This is a genomic window from Filomicrobium sp., from assembly GCF_025698805.1.
GTDB lineage: Bacteria > Pseudomonadota > Alphaproteobacteria > Rhizobiales > Hyphomicrobiaceae > Filomicrobium > Filomicrobium insigne.
Genome location: NZ_JAILWT010000008.1, coordinates 11,017 through 28,846 on the forward strand (window position 1 = coordinate 11,017; position 17,830 = coordinate 28,846).

21 protein-coding genes are annotated in these 17,830 nt (G+C 63.1%); 12 read left to right on the forward strand and 9 right to left on the reverse strand.

Annotated elements, in window-relative coordinates; genetic code table 11:
* Nucleotides 1–14: 14 nt before the first annotated feature.
* From K5845_RS17530 to K5845_RS17550, 5 genes are all read right to left on the reverse strand, one after another.
* Entirely contained in the window at nucleotides 15–758 is a 744-nt protein-coding gene (locus K5845_RS17530; protein ID WP_012092647.1) for a cytochrome c biogenesis CcdA family protein, read from the reverse strand.
* Nucleotides 758–1,378 (reverse strand): SCO family protein, encoded by a 621-nt coding sequence (locus tag K5845_RS17535; protein WP_012092648.1) that lies wholly within the window; start codon nucleotides 1,376–1,378, stop codon nucleotides 758–760. The genes K5845_RS17530 and K5845_RS17535 overlap by 1 nt, the downstream gene beginning before the upstream one ends.
* Nucleotides 1,375–1,878: a copper chaperone PCu(A)C gene (locus tag K5845_RS17540; protein WP_012092649.1), complete on the reverse strand. Its 504-nt coding sequence runs from the start codon at nucleotides 1,876–1,878 to the stop codon at nucleotides 1,375–1,377. The genes K5845_RS17535 and K5845_RS17540 overlap by 4 nt, the downstream gene beginning before the upstream one ends.
* A complete protein-coding gene (locus K5845_RS17545) occupies nucleotides 1,871–2,488 on the reverse strand; it encodes a cation efflux transmembrane domain-containing protein (RefSeq protein WP_012092650.1) in 618 nt (205 codons plus the stop codon). The genes K5845_RS17540 and K5845_RS17545 overlap by 8 nt, the downstream gene beginning before the upstream one ends.
* 66 nt (nucleotides 2,489–2,554) lie before the next feature.
* Complete coding sequence (locus tag K5845_RS17550) at nucleotides 2,555–4,687, reverse strand: heavy metal translocating P-type ATPase (protein ID WP_028034401.1); 2,133 nt, start codon at nucleotides 4,685–4,687, stop codon at nucleotides 2,555–2,557.
* Nucleotides 4,688–4,753: 66 nt separating this feature from the next.
* Here K5845_RS17550 and K5845_RS17555 point away from each other — a divergent pair, with 66 nt between their 5' ends.
* The gene (locus K5845_RS17555; RefSeq protein WP_012092652.1) at nucleotides 4,754–5,170 is read left to right on the forward strand and encodes a MerR family transcriptional regulator; all 417 of its coding nucleotides are present in this window, start codon (nucleotides 4,754–4,756) and stop codon (nucleotides 5,168–5,170) included.
* 7 nt (nucleotides 5,171–5,177) lie between these two features.
* On the opposite strand, the gene K5845_RS17560 is transcribed toward K5845_RS17555, so the two are convergent.
* Both K5845_RS17560 and K5845_RS17565 read right to left on the reverse strand, forming a co-directional pair.
* Complete coding sequence (locus K5845_RS17560; RefSeq protein ID WP_012092653.1) at nucleotides 5,178–6,113, reverse strand: bile acid:sodium symporter family protein; 936 nt, start codon at nucleotides 6,111–6,113, stop codon at nucleotides 5,178–5,180.
* Between the two features lie 8 nt (nucleotides 6,114–6,121).
* A complete protein-coding gene (locus tag K5845_RS17565; RefSeq protein ID WP_012092654.1) occupies nucleotides 6,122–6,487 on the reverse strand; it encodes an ArsR/SmtB family transcription factor in 366 nt (121 codons plus the stop codon).
* A gap of 428 nt (nucleotides 6,488–6,915) precedes the next feature.
* Between K5845_RS17565 and trbB the strand changes: the two genes are divergently transcribed.
* The 11 genes from trbB to K5845_RS17620 are packed head-to-tail and all read left to right on the forward strand — an operon-like array spanning nucleotide 6,916 to nucleotide 16,562.
* Entirely contained in the window at nucleotides 6,916–7,914 is a 999-nt protein-coding gene (gene trbB, locus K5845_RS17570; protein WP_012092655.1) for a P-type conjugative transfer ATPase TrbB, read from the forward strand.
* Complete coding sequence (locus K5845_RS17575) at nucleotides 7,911–8,240, forward strand: TrbC/VirB2 family type IV secretion system protein (RefSeq protein WP_012092656.1); 330 nt, start codon at nucleotides 7,911–7,913, stop codon at nucleotides 8,238–8,240. The genes trbB and K5845_RS17575 overlap by 4 nt, the downstream gene beginning before the upstream one ends.
* Nucleotides 8,240–8,521: a VirB3 family type IV secretion system protein gene (locus tag K5845_RS17580; RefSeq protein ID WP_012092657.1), complete on the forward strand. Its 282-nt coding sequence runs from the start codon at nucleotides 8,240–8,242 to the stop codon at nucleotides 8,519–8,521. The genes K5845_RS17575 and K5845_RS17580 overlap by 1 nt, the downstream gene beginning before the upstream one ends.
* Nucleotides 8,522–8,529: 8 nt before the next feature.
* Nucleotides 8,530–11,040, forward strand: a complete 2,511-nt coding sequence (gene trbE, locus K5845_RS17585; RefSeq protein ID WP_012092658.1) for a conjugal transfer protein TrbE — start codon at nucleotides 8,530–8,532, stop codon at nucleotides 11,038–11,040.
* Complete coding sequence (gene trbJ, locus K5845_RS17590; protein WP_012092659.1) at nucleotides 11,037–11,819, forward strand: P-type conjugative transfer protein TrbJ; 783 nt, start codon at nucleotides 11,037–11,039, stop codon at nucleotides 11,817–11,819. The genes trbE and trbJ overlap by 4 nt, the downstream gene beginning before the upstream one ends.
* Before the next feature lie 16 nt (nucleotides 11,820–11,835).
* On the forward strand, nucleotides 11,836–12,123 hold the full coding sequence (gene trbK-alt / locus K5845_RS17595) for a putative entry exclusion protein TrbK-alt (RefSeq protein ID WP_012092660.1): 288 nt from the start codon (nucleotides 11,836–11,838) through the stop codon (nucleotides 12,121–12,123).
* A gap of 3 nt (nucleotides 12,124–12,126) precedes the next feature.
* Nucleotides 12,127–13,485 (forward strand): P-type conjugative transfer protein TrbL, encoded by a 1,359-nt coding sequence (gene trbL, locus K5845_RS17600; RefSeq protein WP_012092661.1) that lies wholly within the window; start codon nucleotides 12,127–12,129, stop codon nucleotides 13,483–13,485.
* Nucleotides 13,482–14,171, forward strand: a complete 690-nt coding sequence (gene trbF / locus K5845_RS17605; protein WP_012092662.1) for a conjugal transfer protein TrbF — start codon at nucleotides 13,482–13,484, stop codon at nucleotides 14,169–14,171. Before trbL ends, trbF begins: the two co-directional genes overlap by 4 nt.
* Nucleotides 14,168–15,196, forward strand: coding sequence for a P-type conjugative transfer protein TrbG (gene trbG, locus K5845_RS17610; protein ID WP_012092663.1), 1,029 nt, complete (start codon nucleotides 14,168–14,170; stop codon nucleotides 15,194–15,196). The genes trbF and trbG overlap by 4 nt, the downstream gene beginning before the upstream one ends.
* Nucleotides 15,193–16,320 carry a TraB/TrbI/VirB10 family type IV secretion system protein gene (locus K5845_RS17615; RefSeq protein ID WP_012092664.1) on the forward strand — a complete coding sequence of 376 codons (1,128 nt, stop codon included), beginning with the start codon at nucleotides 15,193–15,195 and terminating at the stop codon, nucleotides 16,318–16,320. The genes trbG and K5845_RS17615 overlap by 4 nt, the downstream gene beginning before the upstream one ends.
* 2 nt (nucleotides 16,321–16,322) lie before the next feature.
* Nucleotides 16,323–16,562, forward strand: coding sequence for a DUF2274 domain-containing protein (locus K5845_RS17620; RefSeq protein ID WP_012092665.1), 240 nt, complete (start codon nucleotides 16,323–16,325; stop codon nucleotides 16,560–16,562).
* On the opposite strand, the gene K5845_RS17625 is transcribed toward K5845_RS17620, so the two are convergent.
* Nucleotides 16,516–17,463, reverse strand: coding sequence for a LysR family transcriptional regulator (locus K5845_RS17625; protein ID WP_012092666.1), 948 nt, complete (start codon nucleotides 17,461–17,463; stop codon nucleotides 16,516–16,518). The two genes, K5845_RS17620 and K5845_RS17625, sit on opposite strands and share 47 nt — an antisense overlap.
* The gene (locus tag K5845_RS17630) at nucleotides 17,463–17,639 is read right to left on the reverse strand and encodes a hypothetical protein (RefSeq protein WP_012092667.1); all 177 of its coding nucleotides are present in this window, start codon (nucleotides 17,637–17,639) and stop codon (nucleotides 17,463–17,465) included. Before K5845_RS17630 ends, K5845_RS17625 begins: the two co-directional genes overlap by 1 nt.
* Nucleotides 17,640–17,830: the final 191 nt, after the last annotated feature.

Here is a 17,830-nt window from a genome sequence, read left to right on the forward strand (position 1 = left end):
CTTTAAACTCCGGCTTAGCCGATCCGGCCGAGGGCCGGGAAAGTCTGGAGCAGCCATATCGCAAAGCTGGTTAGATGGCCGGTGATCATGGCGATGCCCATCACCACCATCACCCCACCAGCGACGATTTTGAGCACCCGGCCAGTACGGCGCATCGACATCATCCGCGCCATGAACCCGCGCATGAACAAAGCGGCCAAGATGAAAGGGAGGCCAAGGCCGAGCGAGTAGACGGCGAGCAGCGTCGTTCCGCTTGCGACCGTGGCGTTGGCGGCGGACAGGGTCAGAATCGCGCCCAGCACTGGTCCGATGCAGGGAGTCCAGCCGAACGCGAAAGCGAGACCGAGGAGATAAGCCGCGCCGGCGCTTCCGCTGCCCGGATTGGCATGGAACCGCGCTTCACGATTGAGCCAGGGCATTGGTACGAGGCCTGTCGTGAACAGACCGAAGAGGACGACGATTACGCCTCCGATCAGGTTCGCTTCGAAAAGATACATGCGCAGGAGCCGGCTCAACACGGTTGCGCTGGCCCCAAGGAGGACGAACACGGTCGTAAAGCCGAGCACGAAGCAGAGGCTGAGGCCGAGAGTTCGGCTTGCCGCCTTGAATTCGGCATCGGCCGCAGTGCCATCCGGGCTAATCGTGCGGCCTGCGACGTAGGAGATATAGCCCGGCACCAGCGGAAGGACGCAGGGCGACAGGAAGGATACGACACCTGCGGCGAAAGCCGTCGCTATTCCGATACTGGAGAACTCCATCAGCCAATCTCGCCCGCCAGGCGGCGGAGCTTCTGCAATCGAATCTCACGCGGCTCGTGCATGTCGAGCGTGCCGACGAATTGGCTCTCGGCATCCATTAGGTAAACGCCGGCGGTATGATCCATTGTGTATTCGCCCCCTTCCAGAGGCACTTTTCGCGCATAGGCCGCAAAGGCCTTCACCACAGCGTCCGTTTCCTGTCGATTTCCCCGCAGTGCGAGGATGCGGTTATCAAAGGCTGTCATGTACTGAGCCAGCAATTCTTGTGTGTCCCGTTCGGGATCGACGGTGAAGAACAGGACGTTGAACTGGTCGGCCACCGGCCCGAGCTCGTTCATGAGATCGCTCAGTTCATAGAGCGTCGTCGGGCACACATCGGGACAATGGGTGAAGCCGAAGAAGGCGAGATAAGGCTTTCCGGCCAGCGCAGCATTGTCGATCGTTTCGCCTCGATGGGATGTGAGCTGGAACGGGCCGCCGATGGCTGCCGTGCCTGTCGAGGACGCGACCGCCACGGTTTGCTGTTGCCAAGGCTTGGATACGGACAGGCCGATGAAAAGCCCGCCGACAGCGGCGACGGCAACCCATGCAACAAGGCGGAAAAGTTTGACGCCGCTCATTGGACAGCCTCTCCGTGTCCGTCATGTTCGTTCGCAGATTCCGGACGAGCGCCCATGTTCTGCACAACGAACTCAACGTCGATCGCAGCGGCCTGCTCGAACACAAGAGTCGCGGCAAACCGCTCCCCATCCTTCAAAGGGCGCGATGGCTTCAAGAACATGATGTGCATACCGCCAGGTTGAAGCTCGACGGTCTCGCCAGCTCCAATTTCGATGCCATTTTGCACAGGCCTCATGCTGGCAACCCCATCGCTCACGGTCGACTCATGGATTTCCACCCGGTCTGACAGAGGTGATGAGATTGAAACCAGGCGATCGGCCATATCGCCATCGTTTGTCAGCGTCAGATAGCCGCCGGCTACCGGCGTGACCGGCGGAGTCGCGCGTGACCACGGGTGATTGATGGTGATCGAACCAGCTTGGAAGTCGTGACCCACAGCAGGAGAGATCGACACTGCAAGGGCAAGGAAGGCGGCGGATAGGGCTCGCAAACTAGTCATGTTCCTTTTCTCCTTTTCCAGCTTCGCCGGCCTTCTCAAGGATTTCGAAGCCGCTTCTGACAACGACTACAACCACACCCAAGCCAATGATCAGATCCGGATAAGGCGAATTGAAAAGAATTACTGCAAGACCAGAAACAGCGATCGCCGAGTTCACGAGCATATCGTTTGTCGTGAATATCCATGAGGCTTGCAGATGCACGCCACTTTCCCGATGTGATTTCAGGAACCACATGCAGATCATATTCGTAAGCGCGCTCGCGATTGCCACGGCGATCATGACCGGCCCGATCGGATCGGAGCCAGTGAAGAAGCGTCGGCCAACCTCAAACAGAAGCAAACCGGCGAATACTATCAGGAGCATACCCGACAGCCGCGCAACGCGAACCTTCGCCGCCAAACCGCGACCTACGACGAAAAGGCTGATGGCGTAGACACCGGCATCGCCAAGATTATCGAGTGCAGAGCCCATCAATCCTGTTGACTGAGCCCACCAACCTAATCCTCCCACAATGGCTGCCTGGGCAGTATTAATCGCAAGTACCCATGCGAGCGCCCATTGTTCGCTCTTCTCGGATGAATTGGCACTGCCCTGGGACTGATTACTCATAAATTATACCTCGGCTTTCTTGGCGAGAAGTGGAAGCCGCGACCTGCATGTGCGCACTGTTCAAGCTCATTTGTCGCGGGTGCCGCGCCAGGTCAGCAGGCGCAGCGCATTGGCCGTAACGAGGACAGTAGCGCCCGTATCGGCGAGGATGGCCATCCAGAGCGTGGTAATGCCGAATAGAGTCGTCACGAGGAAGACAGCCTTCAGACCAAGCGCTATTGCGATGTTCTGCCAGATATTGCCGAGCGTCGCCTGCGACAATCCGATGAGATCAGCGATACCCGTCACCCGGTTTCTGAGCAGCGCGGCATCAGCGGTTTCCAGCGCGACGTCGGTGCCCGCACCCATGGCAACGCCAACGGAGGCAGCAGCGAGCGCCGGAGCGTCGTTGATACCGTCTCCCACCATGGCAATCGGTCCATCAGCCCTGAGGCGGCCGATCTCGGCGAGCTTGGCGTCGGGCAGAAGTTCGGCGCTCGCCTCAAGGCCGAGATGAGCCGCAATGGCGTCGGCCGTGCGCTTGTTGTCGCCGGTCAGCATCAGAGGGCGCACGCCGCGATCTGTCAGCCGCTTCACACCTTCGATAGCGTCGTCGCGCGGCTCGTCGCGCAAGGCGATCAATCCCTCGATGGTCTTGCCCTTGATGAGCACGACGACCGTCTTGCCCTGGCTCTCCAGCCCGGTGATCGTGTCAACGATGCTCTCTTCGAGGCCCGTTTGTTCGGCGGCGTGACGGGGAGACCCGACCGAAGCGAAGCCGTCCTTCAACCGCGCTGTGACCGCTTTGCCGGGTGTGGCAACGCCGCCCCCGAAGGTGGCGGGCAGTTCGAGCCCCCGCACCTTTGCCGCCTCCACGATTGCAATCCCGAGAGGATGGCTGGTGCTGCGCTCGACGGCCGCCGCGATGGCAAGGACGGAGTTCTCATCACCATTGATCGGCACAATGTCCGTCACCTGGGGGTGGCCACGCGTCAGCGTTCCCGTCTTGTCGAAGGCAACGGTTACGACCTTGCCAAGTGTTTCCAGCGTCGCGCCGCCCTTGATCAACAGTCCCTGACGCGCACCGGCGGCAAGACCCGAAGCAATAGCCGCCGGTGTGGAAATCACGAGCGCGCAGGGACAAGCAATCAGCAACGTCGCGAGACCCCGATACACCCATGTCATCCAGTCACCGCCGAAGGCGAGCGGCGGCACGACAACGATCAGAGCCGCGACGACCATCGCGCCCGGCGTGTACCAGCGGCTGAAACGGTCGATCATACGCGCCGTCGGGGCCTTTGATTCCTGGGCTTCCTCGACCATGTGGATGATACGGGCGATGGTGTTGTCGGCCGCGACATGGCTGATCGACACCCGCAACTCGCCATTTGCATTGATGCTGCCGGCATAGACGTTTGCGCCGGCTTCTTTCAGCACGGGCACGGATTCGCCTGTCACCGGGGCCTCATCGACCTCAGAAACGCCGTCAATCACCGTGCCGTCAGACGGCACACGGTCACCAGGCCGAACAACGACAACATCACCGACGGCCAGATCTTCTGCGGCGACCTTCTCAACAACACCATCACGCTCGCGGAACGCGGCCCGAGGCACGAGATCGATCAGTGCTTCAATGCCAGCGCGCGCACGGCCGGCCGCCACGGTTTCAAGCAATTCGCCCACTGCGAACAGAAAGATCACGACAGCAGCTTCTTCGGCCTCGCCGATGGCGACCGCGCCGAGTGCCGCGACCGTCATCAGCGTCTCGATGGTGAAGGGGGAGCCGGACATCGCGCCGGCGACCGCCCGCCTCGCGAACGGGATGATGCTGATCAATGCAGCGCCCGAGTATAGCCATTGCTCCGATTCGGGCAGGACACGCGCGAGGGCGAAGGCAAGGATGAACAACGCGCCGGTAAGGAGCACAAGCCGACCCTTGCTGCCTTTCCACCACGCCTCCGTGCTGCGTTTCCGAGGTGGGCTCGCCTTTGCCTCGGTCTGCTCGATCACTGGTGTGTAGCCGAGCGCTCGGATCTTTTGCTCAATGGTGCCGAGAGCCGTACGGTCCTCATCCAGTTGCAATGCGAGCGTCTCGTTGGCGTAGCTGACATGAATGTCGCTAACGCCCGGCAGGCGTTGCATCACCGTTTCAATTTTCAACGCGCAGGAGGCGCAGTCCATGCCTTCTACACGCAGTCTGTAAGGGCTCGCTGCCGCCATGATGTCACCTCGACTTTCCCGATGTGACATTGTAGATAGACCCTGTAGTAACTATAGGGTCAAGAGATGAACGACAGAATTCTGATGATCGGCCAATTGGCTAGACGAACGGGGACCAAGGTCGAGACGATCCGGTTCTACGAGAAGAACGGTCTCCTGCCCGCACCCTCGCGTACCGATGGCAACTACCGTGCATATGAGCCGGGCCACCTCAACCGCCTCAGCTTCATCAGGCGTGCGCGCGAGCTTGGTTTCTCGCTCGATCAGATCAGGGAGTTTCTCAAGCTGGCCGACGATCGTTCGCAGTCCTGCGCGGCGATTGATGCGATTGCAAAGGAGCACCGGAAGGAAGTCGAGCGAAAAATCGAAGACCTAACTGCGCTCAAGTCGGAACTGGACAGGATGATAGACCAGTGTGGATGCGGGCTGGTCGCAGATTGTAGGATAATAGAGAGCCTGTCTCCGCTGCCAGCCAGAACCTAATGACTGCTCACCGCAGCGCCGGGCCTCTCGATGCCAAAATCTTTGCGGCGATCGGTGACGTAATCATCTGGATCACAGCGAAGAAGGCGGCAGGCACGGCGATTTCCGAGGGCAACCCGGACGCCGCTACGAACGCCGCCGCAATGGAGAACTCCTTTTTGCTCACCGTGAACAGGTAGGCGATCAGCTCTTGCCGGTCGGCCACAAAGACTTTTGCGATGGACCCGACCGCATAGCCGATCAGGTTCAGCGTGAGCGCGGCCAGCGCGATTAGGAGGGCGAACCAGCCATAGCCGAGGATTGTTTCGGCGTTTGGACCCACGACCGCCAGAAGCAGGAGCAGGTAGAGCACCGAACCAAGAGAGGGATAGAGGCCATCGTGTCGGCCGACCGCTTCCGGGTATCGCGTGCGTAGGTAGACCCCGATCACGGTCGGCAGCACCACGATCAGCACTAATTCCATGATGATCGCCCCGATGGGAACTTGCAGCTCGATTCCGGTGAGAAGCAGGAACAGGATCGGCACGATGAAGGGCGAAAGCACTGTGTTGACCGCATTGAGGACCGCCGCGAGGGCGACATTGCCGCGTGCGAGCAGGACCAGCAACGGAGCGGAAACGTCAGTCGGCAGAGTGCCGACAAGGGTTTGACCGGCGGCCAGCGGCCCAGAGCCGAAGAACAGCCGCCCGGTGAGCCATCCGGCGAGCGACATGGGACCATAGACGAGGCCAAGCGCCCAAAGCTGCCGGCTCGGCTTCCGGAAAACCAGCTTCACGGCGTGAGCGTCGAATGTCAGGCTGATGACCAGCATCAGCAATGCCAGAAGCGGGCTTATGCCGCTTTCAAGGACCATGCCGAGCGAAGGGACGAGCAGGCCAAGCGCGGCCGTTACAACGGCCAGCAGCAGGAGATTGTTTTCAACAAAGGCGAGGGCTTTCTGCATCGGCAGTCCTATTCGCAGCGGATCGTACCGGTTGGGCGGCCCTCGCATTTCGCGAACAGGGCAATCGCTTGATCGCAATATTTGCAGTGACCTTGGCAGCAGTCGTGCATGAGGAAGGCGACGAGATCGGAGAGCGCCGGCCAGTTGGCGCTGTAGATGATCGACTTGCCATCTCGCCGCCCCTGCACGAGTCCGGCACGCTCCAGTTCCTTGAGATGGAAGGAGACGCGCGACGGCGGCGCATCATCGAGCGCGCCGGCGATGGCACCAGCGGCCATGCCGTCAGCCCCCGCGACGACCAACATGCGGATTATCCGCAAGCGGTCCTTGTGAGAGAGCGCGGCGAAGCCCGCGAGCGCGTCGTTTTCGTCCATATCATTTCAACGTTTCATGTTTTGTTGAAATTATTGCTTATAGATGGAGCGCGCGCGCCTCAATCTCGCGCAATTCCTGAAACCCGCAATAGATCGGCTGCACCCGGAAAGTCGCGGCTATTCGTTTCACAAGACTTTATCGCAAGTGCTAAGCCACTTGCGACATGATTTCCGAGAGCGGACCACCTGGGGCGAACGTCGGCTCGGTCCCGGCGAGGCGGCCTGACGCCACGGGCCGGTCGAATCAGTCGAGAGCATGCCGGTGTGCCTGCAGATCATCCGACTGGTCAGGCACACCGCCGTTCTCCTGTAATTTTATCCCACACTACTACGACGACCGAAACTTGTTGAAACGACCTGTTTTGTGTCTCTTTTAGTGATCCCCATCCGGGGATCGTCTCTCGCCTCCCCGGTGGAACGGGGACGAGATGCCAGGCATCAACCACAAACAGGCAAATGTGGACCGCGGCGCGCGCATGCTCCGGACAGCGCTCGGGCCTGCCATCTCAACCCTGCTGCAAGACCCGTCTGTCGTCGAGGTCATGCTGAACCCGGACGGACGCATCTGGGTGGACCGGCTGTCCGAAGGGTTGGCCGATACGGGCGAAATACTGTCCGCCGCTGACGGTGAGCGCATCGTGCGGCTGGTCGCCCACCATGTCGGCGTCGAAGTCCATGCGCGCAGCCCGCGCGTCTCGGCCGAACTGCCCGAAACCGGCGAGCGCTTCGAGGGGTTGCTGCCGCCGGTCGTGTCCGCACCCGCCTTCGCCATCCGCAAGCCCGCGGTCGCAGTATTCACGCTAGACGACTATGTGGCCGCCGGCATCATGTCCGCCGATCAGGCGGAAACGCTCCGCGCGGCCGTCGCGTCCCGCGCCAACATCCTTGTCGCAGGCGGCACGTCCACCGGTAAAACGACGCTGACCAATGCGCTGCTCGCCGAGGTGGCGAAGACGCAGGATCGGGTCGTCATCATCGAGGACACCCGCGAACTGCAATGCGCAGCGTCGAATCTCGTGGCGATGCGCACCAAGGATGGTGTCGCCACCTTGTCGGAACTGGTGCGGTCTTCGCTGCGCCTGCGTCCGGACCGCATTCCGATCGGTGAGGTGCGCGGCGCCGAGGCGCTCGATCTCCTCAAAGCCTGGGGCACCGGCCATCCGGGCGGCATCGGCACCATCCATGCTGGTTCCGGCATCGGCGCCCTGCGCCGCCTCGAACAACTCATCCAGGAAGCCGTCGTCACTGTGCCGCGCGCGATGATCGCGGAGACCATCGACCTCGTGGCCGTCCTCGCTGGCCGCGGCTCCGCGCGCCGGCTGGCCGAACTTGCCTGCGTCGAAGGGCTCGGCCCCGACGGCGATTACCGGATTTCCCTCGCTTTTCCCGACACCTCAATCCCTCACGTTCCAGGAGAACCTGCATGATCCGTTGCGCCGTTCGTATCCGTCATCATCTGGCGACCGCCGCCGCCTTCACCTGGGCGAGCCTGATGACTGCCCCCGCCCAAGCGTCTGGCTCCTCCATGCCCTGGGAAGCGCCGCTGCAATCCATCCTTGAATCCGTCGAAGGCCCGGTGGCCAAGATCGTGGCAGTGATCATCATCATCGTCACCGGCCTGACGCTCGCATTCGGCGATACCGGCGGCGGCTTCCGTCGCCTCATCCAGATCGTCTTCGGTATCTCCATCGCCTTCGCGGCGTCCAGCTTCTTCCTCTCGTTCTTCAGCTTCGGCGGCGGAGCGCTGGTCTGATGGCGGTGAGTTTCGAGGCGCTCGACGCGGTTCCGGGATTCAGTGTGCCGGTTCACCGCGCCCTGACCGAACCGATCCTGCTTGGCGGAGCGCCACGCTCCGTCGCGATCCTCAATGGCACGCTGGCCGGAGCCGTGGGCCTCGGCCTCCAGCTCTGGCTGGCCGGCATCCTGATCTGGGCCGTCGGTCACATCGCCGCCGTCTGGGCCGCCAAGCGCGATCCGCTCTTCGTCGAGGTCGCGCGCCGCCACCTCCGCATCCCCGGTCATCTTTCGGTGTGAGGAAGCCCATGATGAATCTCGCCGAATACCGCCGTACCGCATCCCGCCTCGCCGATTACCTTCCCTGGGTAGCGCTGGTCGGCTTCGGCGTTGTCCTCAACAAGGACGGCTCGTTCCAGCGCACCGCGAAGTTTCGCGGTCCCGATCTGGATTCCGCCGTCGCGGCCGAGCTGGTCGCGGTCGCTGGCCGCCTTAACAATGCCTTCCGTCGCCTCGGCTCCGGCTGGGCGATCTTCGTCGAAGCACAGCGGTCGGAAGCCGCCACCTATCCGGCGAGCCGCTTCCCCGATCCCGCATCGGCGCTGGTCGATGCCGAGCGCAAGGCCGATTTCGAGGAGAAAGGCAGCCATTTCGTCTCTGGCTATTTCCTGACCTTCCTCTGGCTTCCGCCCGCCGAGGATGCCGCCCGCTCCGAGTCCTGGCTTTACGAGGGCCGCGAAACGTCGAGCGTGAACCCTTGGGAACTGGTGCGCGGCTTTGCCGACCGCACCGACCGCGTGCTGGCGCTGCTCGACGGTTTTATGCCGGAATGCCGCTGGCTCGATGACGCCGGGACGCTGACTTACCTGCATTCGACGATTTCGATCAACCGGCATCGCGTCCGCGTGCCCGAAACCCCGACCTATCTCGATGCGCTGCTGGCCGATCAGCCGCTGACCGGCGGGCTGGAGCCGCGCCTGGGCAATCAGCATCTCCGGGTGCTGACGATCACCGGCTTTCCGGCAACCACCACCCCCGGCCTGCTCGACGAAATGAACCGGTTGGCCTTTCCCTATCGCTGGTCGACCCGCGCCATCCTCATGGACAAGACCGATGCGACCCGGCTGCTGACGAAGATCAGGCGCCAGTGGTTCGCCAAGCGCAAGTCGATTGCCGCCATCCTGAAAGAGGTGATGACCAACGAGCAATCCGCGCTCGTCGACACCGACGCCGCCAACAAGGCGGCCGATGCCGACATGGCCCTGCAGGAACTTGGCGCCGACATGGCGGGCATGGCCTATGTCACGGCGACCGTCACCGTTTGGGACGAGGACGCCCGCCGCGCCGACGAAAAGCTGCGGCTGGTCGAGAAGATCATCCAGTCCCGCGATTTCAGCGTCATGGTCGAAACGGTCAACGCCGTCGACGCCTGGCTCGGCAGCTTGCCCGGACATGCCTATGCGAATGTCCGGCAACCGCCGGTCTCGACGCTCAACCTTGCCCACATGGTCCCTTCGTCCGCCGTGTGGGCGGGACCGGAACGGGACGATCACTTCGGCGCGCCCCCGCTGCTGTATGGCAGGACCGAAGGATCGACCCCGTTCCGGTTTTCCCTCCATGTCGGCGATGTCGGCCATACGCTTGTCGTCGGGCCGACGGGTGCCGGCAAATCGGTGCTGCTGGCGCTAATGGCCTTGCAGTTCCGGCGCTACGCGCGCTCACAGGTCTTTGCCTTCGATTTCGGCGGCTCGATCCGGGCCTGCGCCCTCGCGATGCAAGGTGACTGGCACGATCTTGGTGGCGAGCTGACCGACGCTTCCGAAACATCCGTCTCGCTGCAACCTCTGGCGCGCATTCACGAGACGGCCGAACGCGCCTGGGCCGCCGACTGGATCGTGGCGATCCTGACGCGCGAGAACATCCAGATCACCCCGGAGGTGAAGGAGCACATCTGGACGGCCCTGACCTCGCTCGCCTCCGCCCCGGTCGGGGAACGCACCATCACCGGCCTCGCCGTGCTGCTCCAGTCGAATGATCTGAAACAGGCGCTCCGCGCCTATTGCGTCGGTGGTCCCTATGGCCGGCTGCTCGATGCGGAGACCGAACATCTTGGTTCAGCAGACGTGCAGGCATTCGAAATCGAGGGCCTTGTCGGGACCGGCGCGGCGCCCGCGGTCCTCTCTTATCTCTTCCACCGCATCGGCGACCGGCTAGACGGGTGGCCCACGCTGCTGATCATCGACGAGGGCTGGCTGGCGCTCGACGACGAAGGCTTCGCGGACCAACTCAGGGAATGGCTCAAAACCCTGCGAAAGAAGAACGCCAGCGTCATCTTCGCCACGCAGTCACTGTCCGACATCGACAATTCAGCCATCGCGCCGGCGATCATCGAAAGCTGCCCAACGCGGCTGTTGCTGCCCAACGAGCGCGCCATCGAACCCCAGATCACCGCGATCTATCGCCGTTTCGGCCTCAATGACAGGCAGATCGAGATCCTCGCACGGGCCACGCCCAAGCGGGACTACTACTGCCAGTCGCGGCGCGGCAACCGCCTGTTTGACCTCGGATTGTCGGAAGTCGGGCTGGCGCTTTGCGCCGCATCGGCCAAATCCGATCAGGCCCTGATCAGCGAAATCCTCACCGAGCATGGCCGCGACGGGTTCCTCGCCGCCTGGCTCAAGGCGCGTGGCGTCGAATGGGCCGCAGAACTGATCCCGGACCTCAGCAATCTCGCGACCGAAAGCGAGGATCTGCCGTCCGTCATTTTCGATGAGGACGCGTTCGAGCTCACCCTGGAAGAAGAGGAAAGTACCCCATGACGCGCACAAAGACCCGGATTTCCCGCATGGCCAGCGCTTCGGCGCTCGCCCTTTCGCTTGCCGCGCCGCTGGCGCTCGCGCCGGACTTCATCACCCCGGCCCATGCCTTCTTCGGCGGGTTCGGCCGGATCGTCTATGATCCGACCAACCACGCGGAGAATCTGCTGACCGCCGCCCGTACGCTGGAGCAGATCAACAACCAGATCACCTCGCTTCAGAACGAGGCGCAGATGCTGATCAACCAGGCCCGCAATCTCGCGAGCCTGCCTCACAGCTCGCTTCAGGCGCTTCAGCAGAACGTCCAGCGGACCCAGCAGCTTCTCGGGCAGGCCCAGAACATTGCGTTCGACGTTCAGAACATCGATCAGATGTTCCAGCAGGACTACGGCAAGCTGTCTTTGACCGCGACCGACACCCAGATGATCGCCGATGCGCGCTCGCGCTGGGAAAACACCGTCGGCGGCCTGCAGGACGCCATGCGCGTCCAGGCCGGCGTCGTCGGCAATATCGACAGCAATCGCACGCAAATGTCGGAGCTTGTCGGCCAAAGCCAGGGGGCGACCGGCGCGCTTCAGGCGACCCAGGCTGGCAACCAGCTTCTCGCCCTCCAGTCGCAGCAGCTTTCGGACCTGATCGCTGTCATCTCGGCCAATGGCCGGGCGAATGCCTTGACCGAGGCCGAACGCGCCACGGCAGCCGAACAGGGACGCATTCAGCGCGAGCGTTTCCTGACGCCGGGGTCAGGCTATCAGCCCGGCAACGCGCGAATGTTCAACTGAGGAAAGGAGGCGGAGTATGGAGGGGAAGGTGCTGGCCCGGATCGCGGCCATTGTGTTCGTGGCCGTGGCCATCACGGCGGCGATCATCGAGATGTCGCGTGAGGAAGGCCCCGCGCCAGCACCTTCCGTCCCAGCGCTTCAGCCCGCCACCGATCCGCTGCGTCTGGAACAGCGGCGTTGCCAGGCATTGGGCGAGGCGGCGGCCAATGATGCCGACTGCCTCCGAACCTGGGCCGAGACCCGCGATCGCTTCCTCGGCAAGACACCCGCGCCAGCGACCCCCGCACAGAACGGGAGACCGTGAGCCATGGGCGGAACGGGGGTCATCGATAATTTTCTCGGCATCTTCACCAGCTATATCGACTCCGGCTTCGGCCTGCTCGGCGGCGAGGTGGCGTTTATCGCCACGACGCTGATCGTCATCGACGTGACGCTCGCCGCACTGTTCTGGGCCTGGGGCGCCGACGGCGACATCATTGCGCGGTTGGTGAAAAAGACGCTGTTCGTCGGCGTCTTCGCCTATCTCATCAGCAACTGGAACAATCTCGCACGGATCGTCTTCGAGAGCTTCGCCGGGCTCGGGCTCATGGCGTCCGGCACTGGCTTCTCGGTTGCCGATCTGCTGCGCCCCGGCCGCGTTGCCCAAACCGGGCTGGACGCCGGTCGCCCGCTGCTGGAATCTATTTCGGACCTGATGGGCTGGATCGCCTTCTTCGAGAACTTCATCCAGATCGCGTGCCTGTTGTTCGCCTGGGCGCTGGTGGTGCTGGCCTTTTTCATCCTGGCAATCCAGCTTTTCGTCACGCTGATCGAGTTCAAGCTGACCACGCTGGCCGGCTTCGTGCTGATTCCATTCGGCCTGTTCGGCAAGACCGCCTTCATGGCCGAGCGGGTGCTGGGCAATGTGATCTCCAGCGGTATCAAGGTGCTGGTCCTCGCCGTCATCATCGGCATCGGCTCCACGCTCTTCGGCCAGTTTACCGCAGGCTTCGGCGGTGCGACCCCGACAATCGACGACGCCATGGCGATCGTGCTGGCAGCCCTTTCCCTTCTCGGCCTCGGCATCTTCGGCCCCGGCATCGCCACCGGCCTCGTCTCCGGAGGCCCGCAACTCAGTGCCGGCGCCGCCGTCGGGACTGGCCTTGCGGTTGGCGGCGCTGCGATCGCAGCCGGTGGCGCGACCATGCTCGCGGCGCGGGGTGGCGCAGCCGCACTCTCGGGCGGGGCAGCACTTGCCCGCGGCGGTGCCTCGGCCGCCGGTGCGGCTTCGTCCGCCTATACCCTCGGCTCCTTGGGCGGGTCCGGCACGGCCGGGGTCGCCTCCGGCCTTGGCGGTGTGGCGCGCGCCGGAGCCTCCGCCGCCGTTTCACCACTCAAGCGCGCCGCCTCCCGCGCCAGCGACAGCCTGAAATCCAGCTATTCCGATGGTGCGAAAGCCGGATTCGCGGCATCCGGCGGCACGTCGACCATGGGCACCGTCGGCAGAGATTCGTCGCCTGCGCCGTCAACCCCCTCAACCCCTGATGGGCCGCCGGCCTGGGCGCAGCAGATGCGGCGTGGCCGGGCCATGAGCCACGGCGTCACGGCTGCTGCTCATGCTGTCCGATCCGGCGACAGCCACGGCGGCGGCTCCTCCGTCAGCCTTTCCGAAAGTGACCGCACATGAACATCTTCAAACGACCGACGACCCATTACGGCAAGGTGCCGGAACCCGAGACTCCCTATCAAAAAGCCGCACAGGTCTGGGACGAACGCATCGGCTCGGCCCGCGTGCAGGCGAAGAACTGGCGCTATATGGCGTTCGGCTGTCTGATCCTCTCGGCCGGCTTTGCCGCCGCGCTCGTCTGGCAATCGGCGCGTGGAACCGTCGTGCCCTGGGTGGTGCAGGTGGACAATCTCGGTCAGGCGCAGGCTGTCGCGCCCGCGAACGCCGATTATCGCCCGACCGATCCGCAGATCGCCTTCCATCTCGGCCGCTTCATCGAGCAGGTCCGCGCGATCCCGGCGGACGCGATCATCGTCCGGCAGAACTGGCTTCGGGCTTACGAGTTCACCACCGACCGGGGCGCGGCGGCCTTGAACGATTATGCGCGGGCCAACGATCCCTTCACCAAGGTCGGCCGCCAGCAGATCGCCGTCGAGGTGTCGAGCGTCATCCGGGCTTCGCCGGACAGTTTCCGCGTCGCCTGGACCGAACGCCATTTCGAGAACGGCCAGCTTTCCACGACCGAGCGATGGACCGCGATCCTGACTGTCGTGATCCAGCCCCCGCGCGATGCCGAACGATTACGCGCCAATCCGCTGGGAATCTACATCAACGCAATTTCATGGTCGCGGGAGATGAGCCAATGACCCGCACGACTTTCCGTAGAGCCGGTTTTCCGGTTTTCCGTAAACCCGCTTTCGCGGCTTTGCTGCTTTCCGCGACCATGTTGGCCGGCTGCGCGACCAACCGGACGCCGCAATTCAACTATGACGCCGACGTGCCGCCGCTGCCCACCGTGCAGACGGTCGCCACCGACGACCGGCCCCGGCCGCTTCACACGCCGCCGGCCTGGACGGTCGCGCGGGGCGGAACTGCTGCCAGCACTCCGGACGGCCGTGTCGAAAACGCCAATGCCGCCGCCCGTGTCGAACCTCGCCGTGAGGGCTATTACAACGCCATCCAGATTTATCCGTGGAGCGAAGGCGCGCTCTATCAGGTCTATGCGGCCCCCGGCCAGATCACAAATATCGCGCTGGCGCCGGGCGAAAGCCTGACCGGCGCGGGACCTATTGCGGCCGGGGATACGACACGATGGATCATTGGCGACACCGAATCCGGTTCGGGCGCGAACCGCCGCGTCCACATCCTCGTGAAGCCGACACGCCCGGACATTTCCACCAACCTTGTCGTGACCACCGACCGGCGCACCTACATGATCGAGCTGCGCGCGCGGGAATCGCTCTACATGCCTTCCGTCGCATGGGCCTATCCCGCGGCGCCGGCGGGAAGCCGTGCCACCACGCCCGCCGCGCCCATCATCCCCGCCGAGGCGGCGCGGAACTATCGCTACGGATTGCAGGTGCGGGGCGACAGCCCGCCATGGCGGCCGCTCTCCGTCTTCGACGATGGCCGCCGCGTCTATGTCATTTTCTCGCGCGGCATCGTGCAGGGCGAAATGCCGCCTTTGTTCGTCATCGGGTCGGACGGAGAAACGCAGATCGTCAACAGCCGTGTCCACCAGAATGTCCTGATCGTGGACCGCCTGTTCGGTGCGGCCGAACTGCGCCTTGGCAGCGGCGATCGGCAGCAAGTGGTCAGGATCGTCCGCATCAACCCGACGCAGGCCGCAGCAGAACCAGCCAGCACGACCACGGGAGGATCGTCGTCATGAGCGATACCGATACCGCCGCCCCCATGCGCCTGCGCGCCGAGCCGCCTCGTGTCACCCGCCTGTCCCGAAAGTTGCTGGCAAGCGTTGGCGCGGTCGCGCTTCTCGGCATCGCCGGAACCTTGATCTATGCGCTCCAGACCCGCGATGCGGGGCCGGGTGGCGGCGAACTCTATTCGACCGAAAACCGACCCACGGCTGACGGCCTCGCCGGTCTGCCGCGCGACTATACCGGCCCCGTCCTGGGACCGGCATTGCCGGGCGACCTTGGCCGTCCGATCCTCGACGCGCAGAACCGGGGGCAGCCAGTCGCGCCTCCGGCAATCACCACACCAGCCGTCGATCCCGAAGAGGAGCGCCGCCGCGCCGAGGAAGAGGCCGCGCGCTTGAGCAACGTGTTCTTCCAGTCCGGGTCGCGTTCTGGCGGGACAGCGGGAACGGCCATGCCAGGAATAGCCGGGATAGGCTTGCAGCCGGACGGCACAGGGCAGAACAGGCACGCGGCTTTCCTCAATAGCCCGGTCGACCGACAGACGGTTGCGCCAGATCGCGTCACGCCGCCGGCATCGCCCTACATCCTTCAGGCTGGAGCCGTCATTCCGGCCGCACTCATCACCGGAATCCGCTCCGATCTGCCGGGCCAGATCACCGCGCAGGTCACCGAAAACGTCTATGACAGCCCGACCGGCTCGCTGCTTCTGATCCCGCAGGGAACGCGCATCATCGGCCAATATGATGACGGCGTGACCTTCGGCCAGCGCCGCGTCCTGCTGGTGTGGAATCGCCTGATCCTGCCGGGCGGCCGCTCCATCGTTCTGGAGCGCCTGCCGGGCGCGGACGCTTCCGGTTACGCCGGGCTTGAGGATGGCGTCGATTATCACTGGTGGGATCTGATGAAAGCGGCAGGGCTTTCCACACTGCTCGCGGTCGGTACAGAGCTGGCGACCAGCGACGAGGACCGGTTGATCCGCGCCATTCGCGACGGCGCACAGGATACCGTCAATCAGGCCGGGCAGCAGATCGTCCAGCGCCAATTGCAGGTCGCGCCGACGCTCACCATCCGGCCCGGCTTTCCGGTCAGGATTATTGTGACCCGCGACCTGGTATTCGAGCCCGCAGGAGGTTGAGCATGACAAAACTGAAACTCGGTCCCATCGTCGAGGACAAGCCCGTCAAGGTTACGGTAGAGCTGCCGGGGCCGCTTCATCGCGATCTTGCGACCTATGCCGAGGTGCTGGCCCGCGAGACCGGCCAACCCGCCGCTGATCCTGTCAGGCTGATCGTGCCAATGTTGGAGCGCTTTATCGCCACTGACAGGGGGTTCACGAAAGCACGGCGCTCCGTCCTGTCTCCGAAGTCGCAGGTCTGACGGCCATTGCTTTCGCCAGACTGAGAAAGCGACGGAAGGCGGGATTGTCGTTGCTCGCCGACCAGACGGCCGAAAAGGGCAGAACCTCGCCGAGGATCGGTCGGTAAACCACACCCGGAAATTGTGCGACGGTGATGGCTTCGCTCACCAAAGTCAGCCCTCGGCCGAGGGCGACAAGCGGCACCAGATTATCCCGACCGACATATTGCACCTGGATCTCGGGATGCCTGCCGAGATCCGCCAGCCGCCGCACCAGATGATCGTAAATTTCCTGTCCCGGAGCAGTCTCGCTGACGATAAAGGACTCGTCGGCCAGATCGCGCCATACGACTTCCTCCCTGTTGGCTAAGGCATGATGGTCAGGCAAGACCACGAACACACGCTCCGACCACAAGAGGACGCGTTCGCAATCCGGCCAGTCTCGTGTTCCAGTGATGAAGGCGACGTCGAGATTGAGTTGCCGGATCGCTGCGACATGCTCTGCGGGGTTCCCGTCAGCCACTTCGATTCTCACCGCGCTATGTCGCCTGCCGTAAACTTCCAGCAACTCCGCCAAAAAGCCGGAAGCGATCGAGGAATAAATACCGATCCGGACACGTCCCTTTTCAGAACGACCTGCGGAGGCAACCTCTCGAGCGCCTTCTCCAACAGTCCTGATGACCCTGCGGGCGTGTACGAGGAATCGCTGGCCGGCATAGGTTTGCGATACGCCCCATGTATGCCGGTGAAACAAGGAGGCGCCAATCTCGTCTTCCAGCTTGGCAATGGACCGACTGATTGCAGCTTGCGACCGTCCAACCGCAGCTCCTGCTTTGCGAAAGCTGCCATGCTCGACCACAGCCACGAAATAGCGGAGATGGCGAAGCTCGACTTTATCCGAACACTTGACCCCTTTCCGCATTATGCGGCCACCTTGCTTCTGGTCGCCAACATCAATGTCTGGAGAAAGCCCAAACGAATCCGTATGTCGGCACCATCATCGAGGTCCGCGGCATCATCTGCATAAACGTACCCTTCCGCGATCAGCGAGCCGAATAATTTGTCGACGGACGAACGGTTCTTCGCTTGGTCCTTCATTTCTGCCGCCTTGCATTGACGAAACGGGTATCAAGCAAGATCGTGCAGCCTCCAACCATTGGAAGGTCAAGACCGAAATTGCTTAAGTCCCGGTCTTAACCGCAGCGTGAAGATTGCCGTGTCGGCGATAAGTGCTGCTGCCTGCTTCAACGAACGCATTAGCGGCCCGCTCTTCAGCGGTACAGGCATCA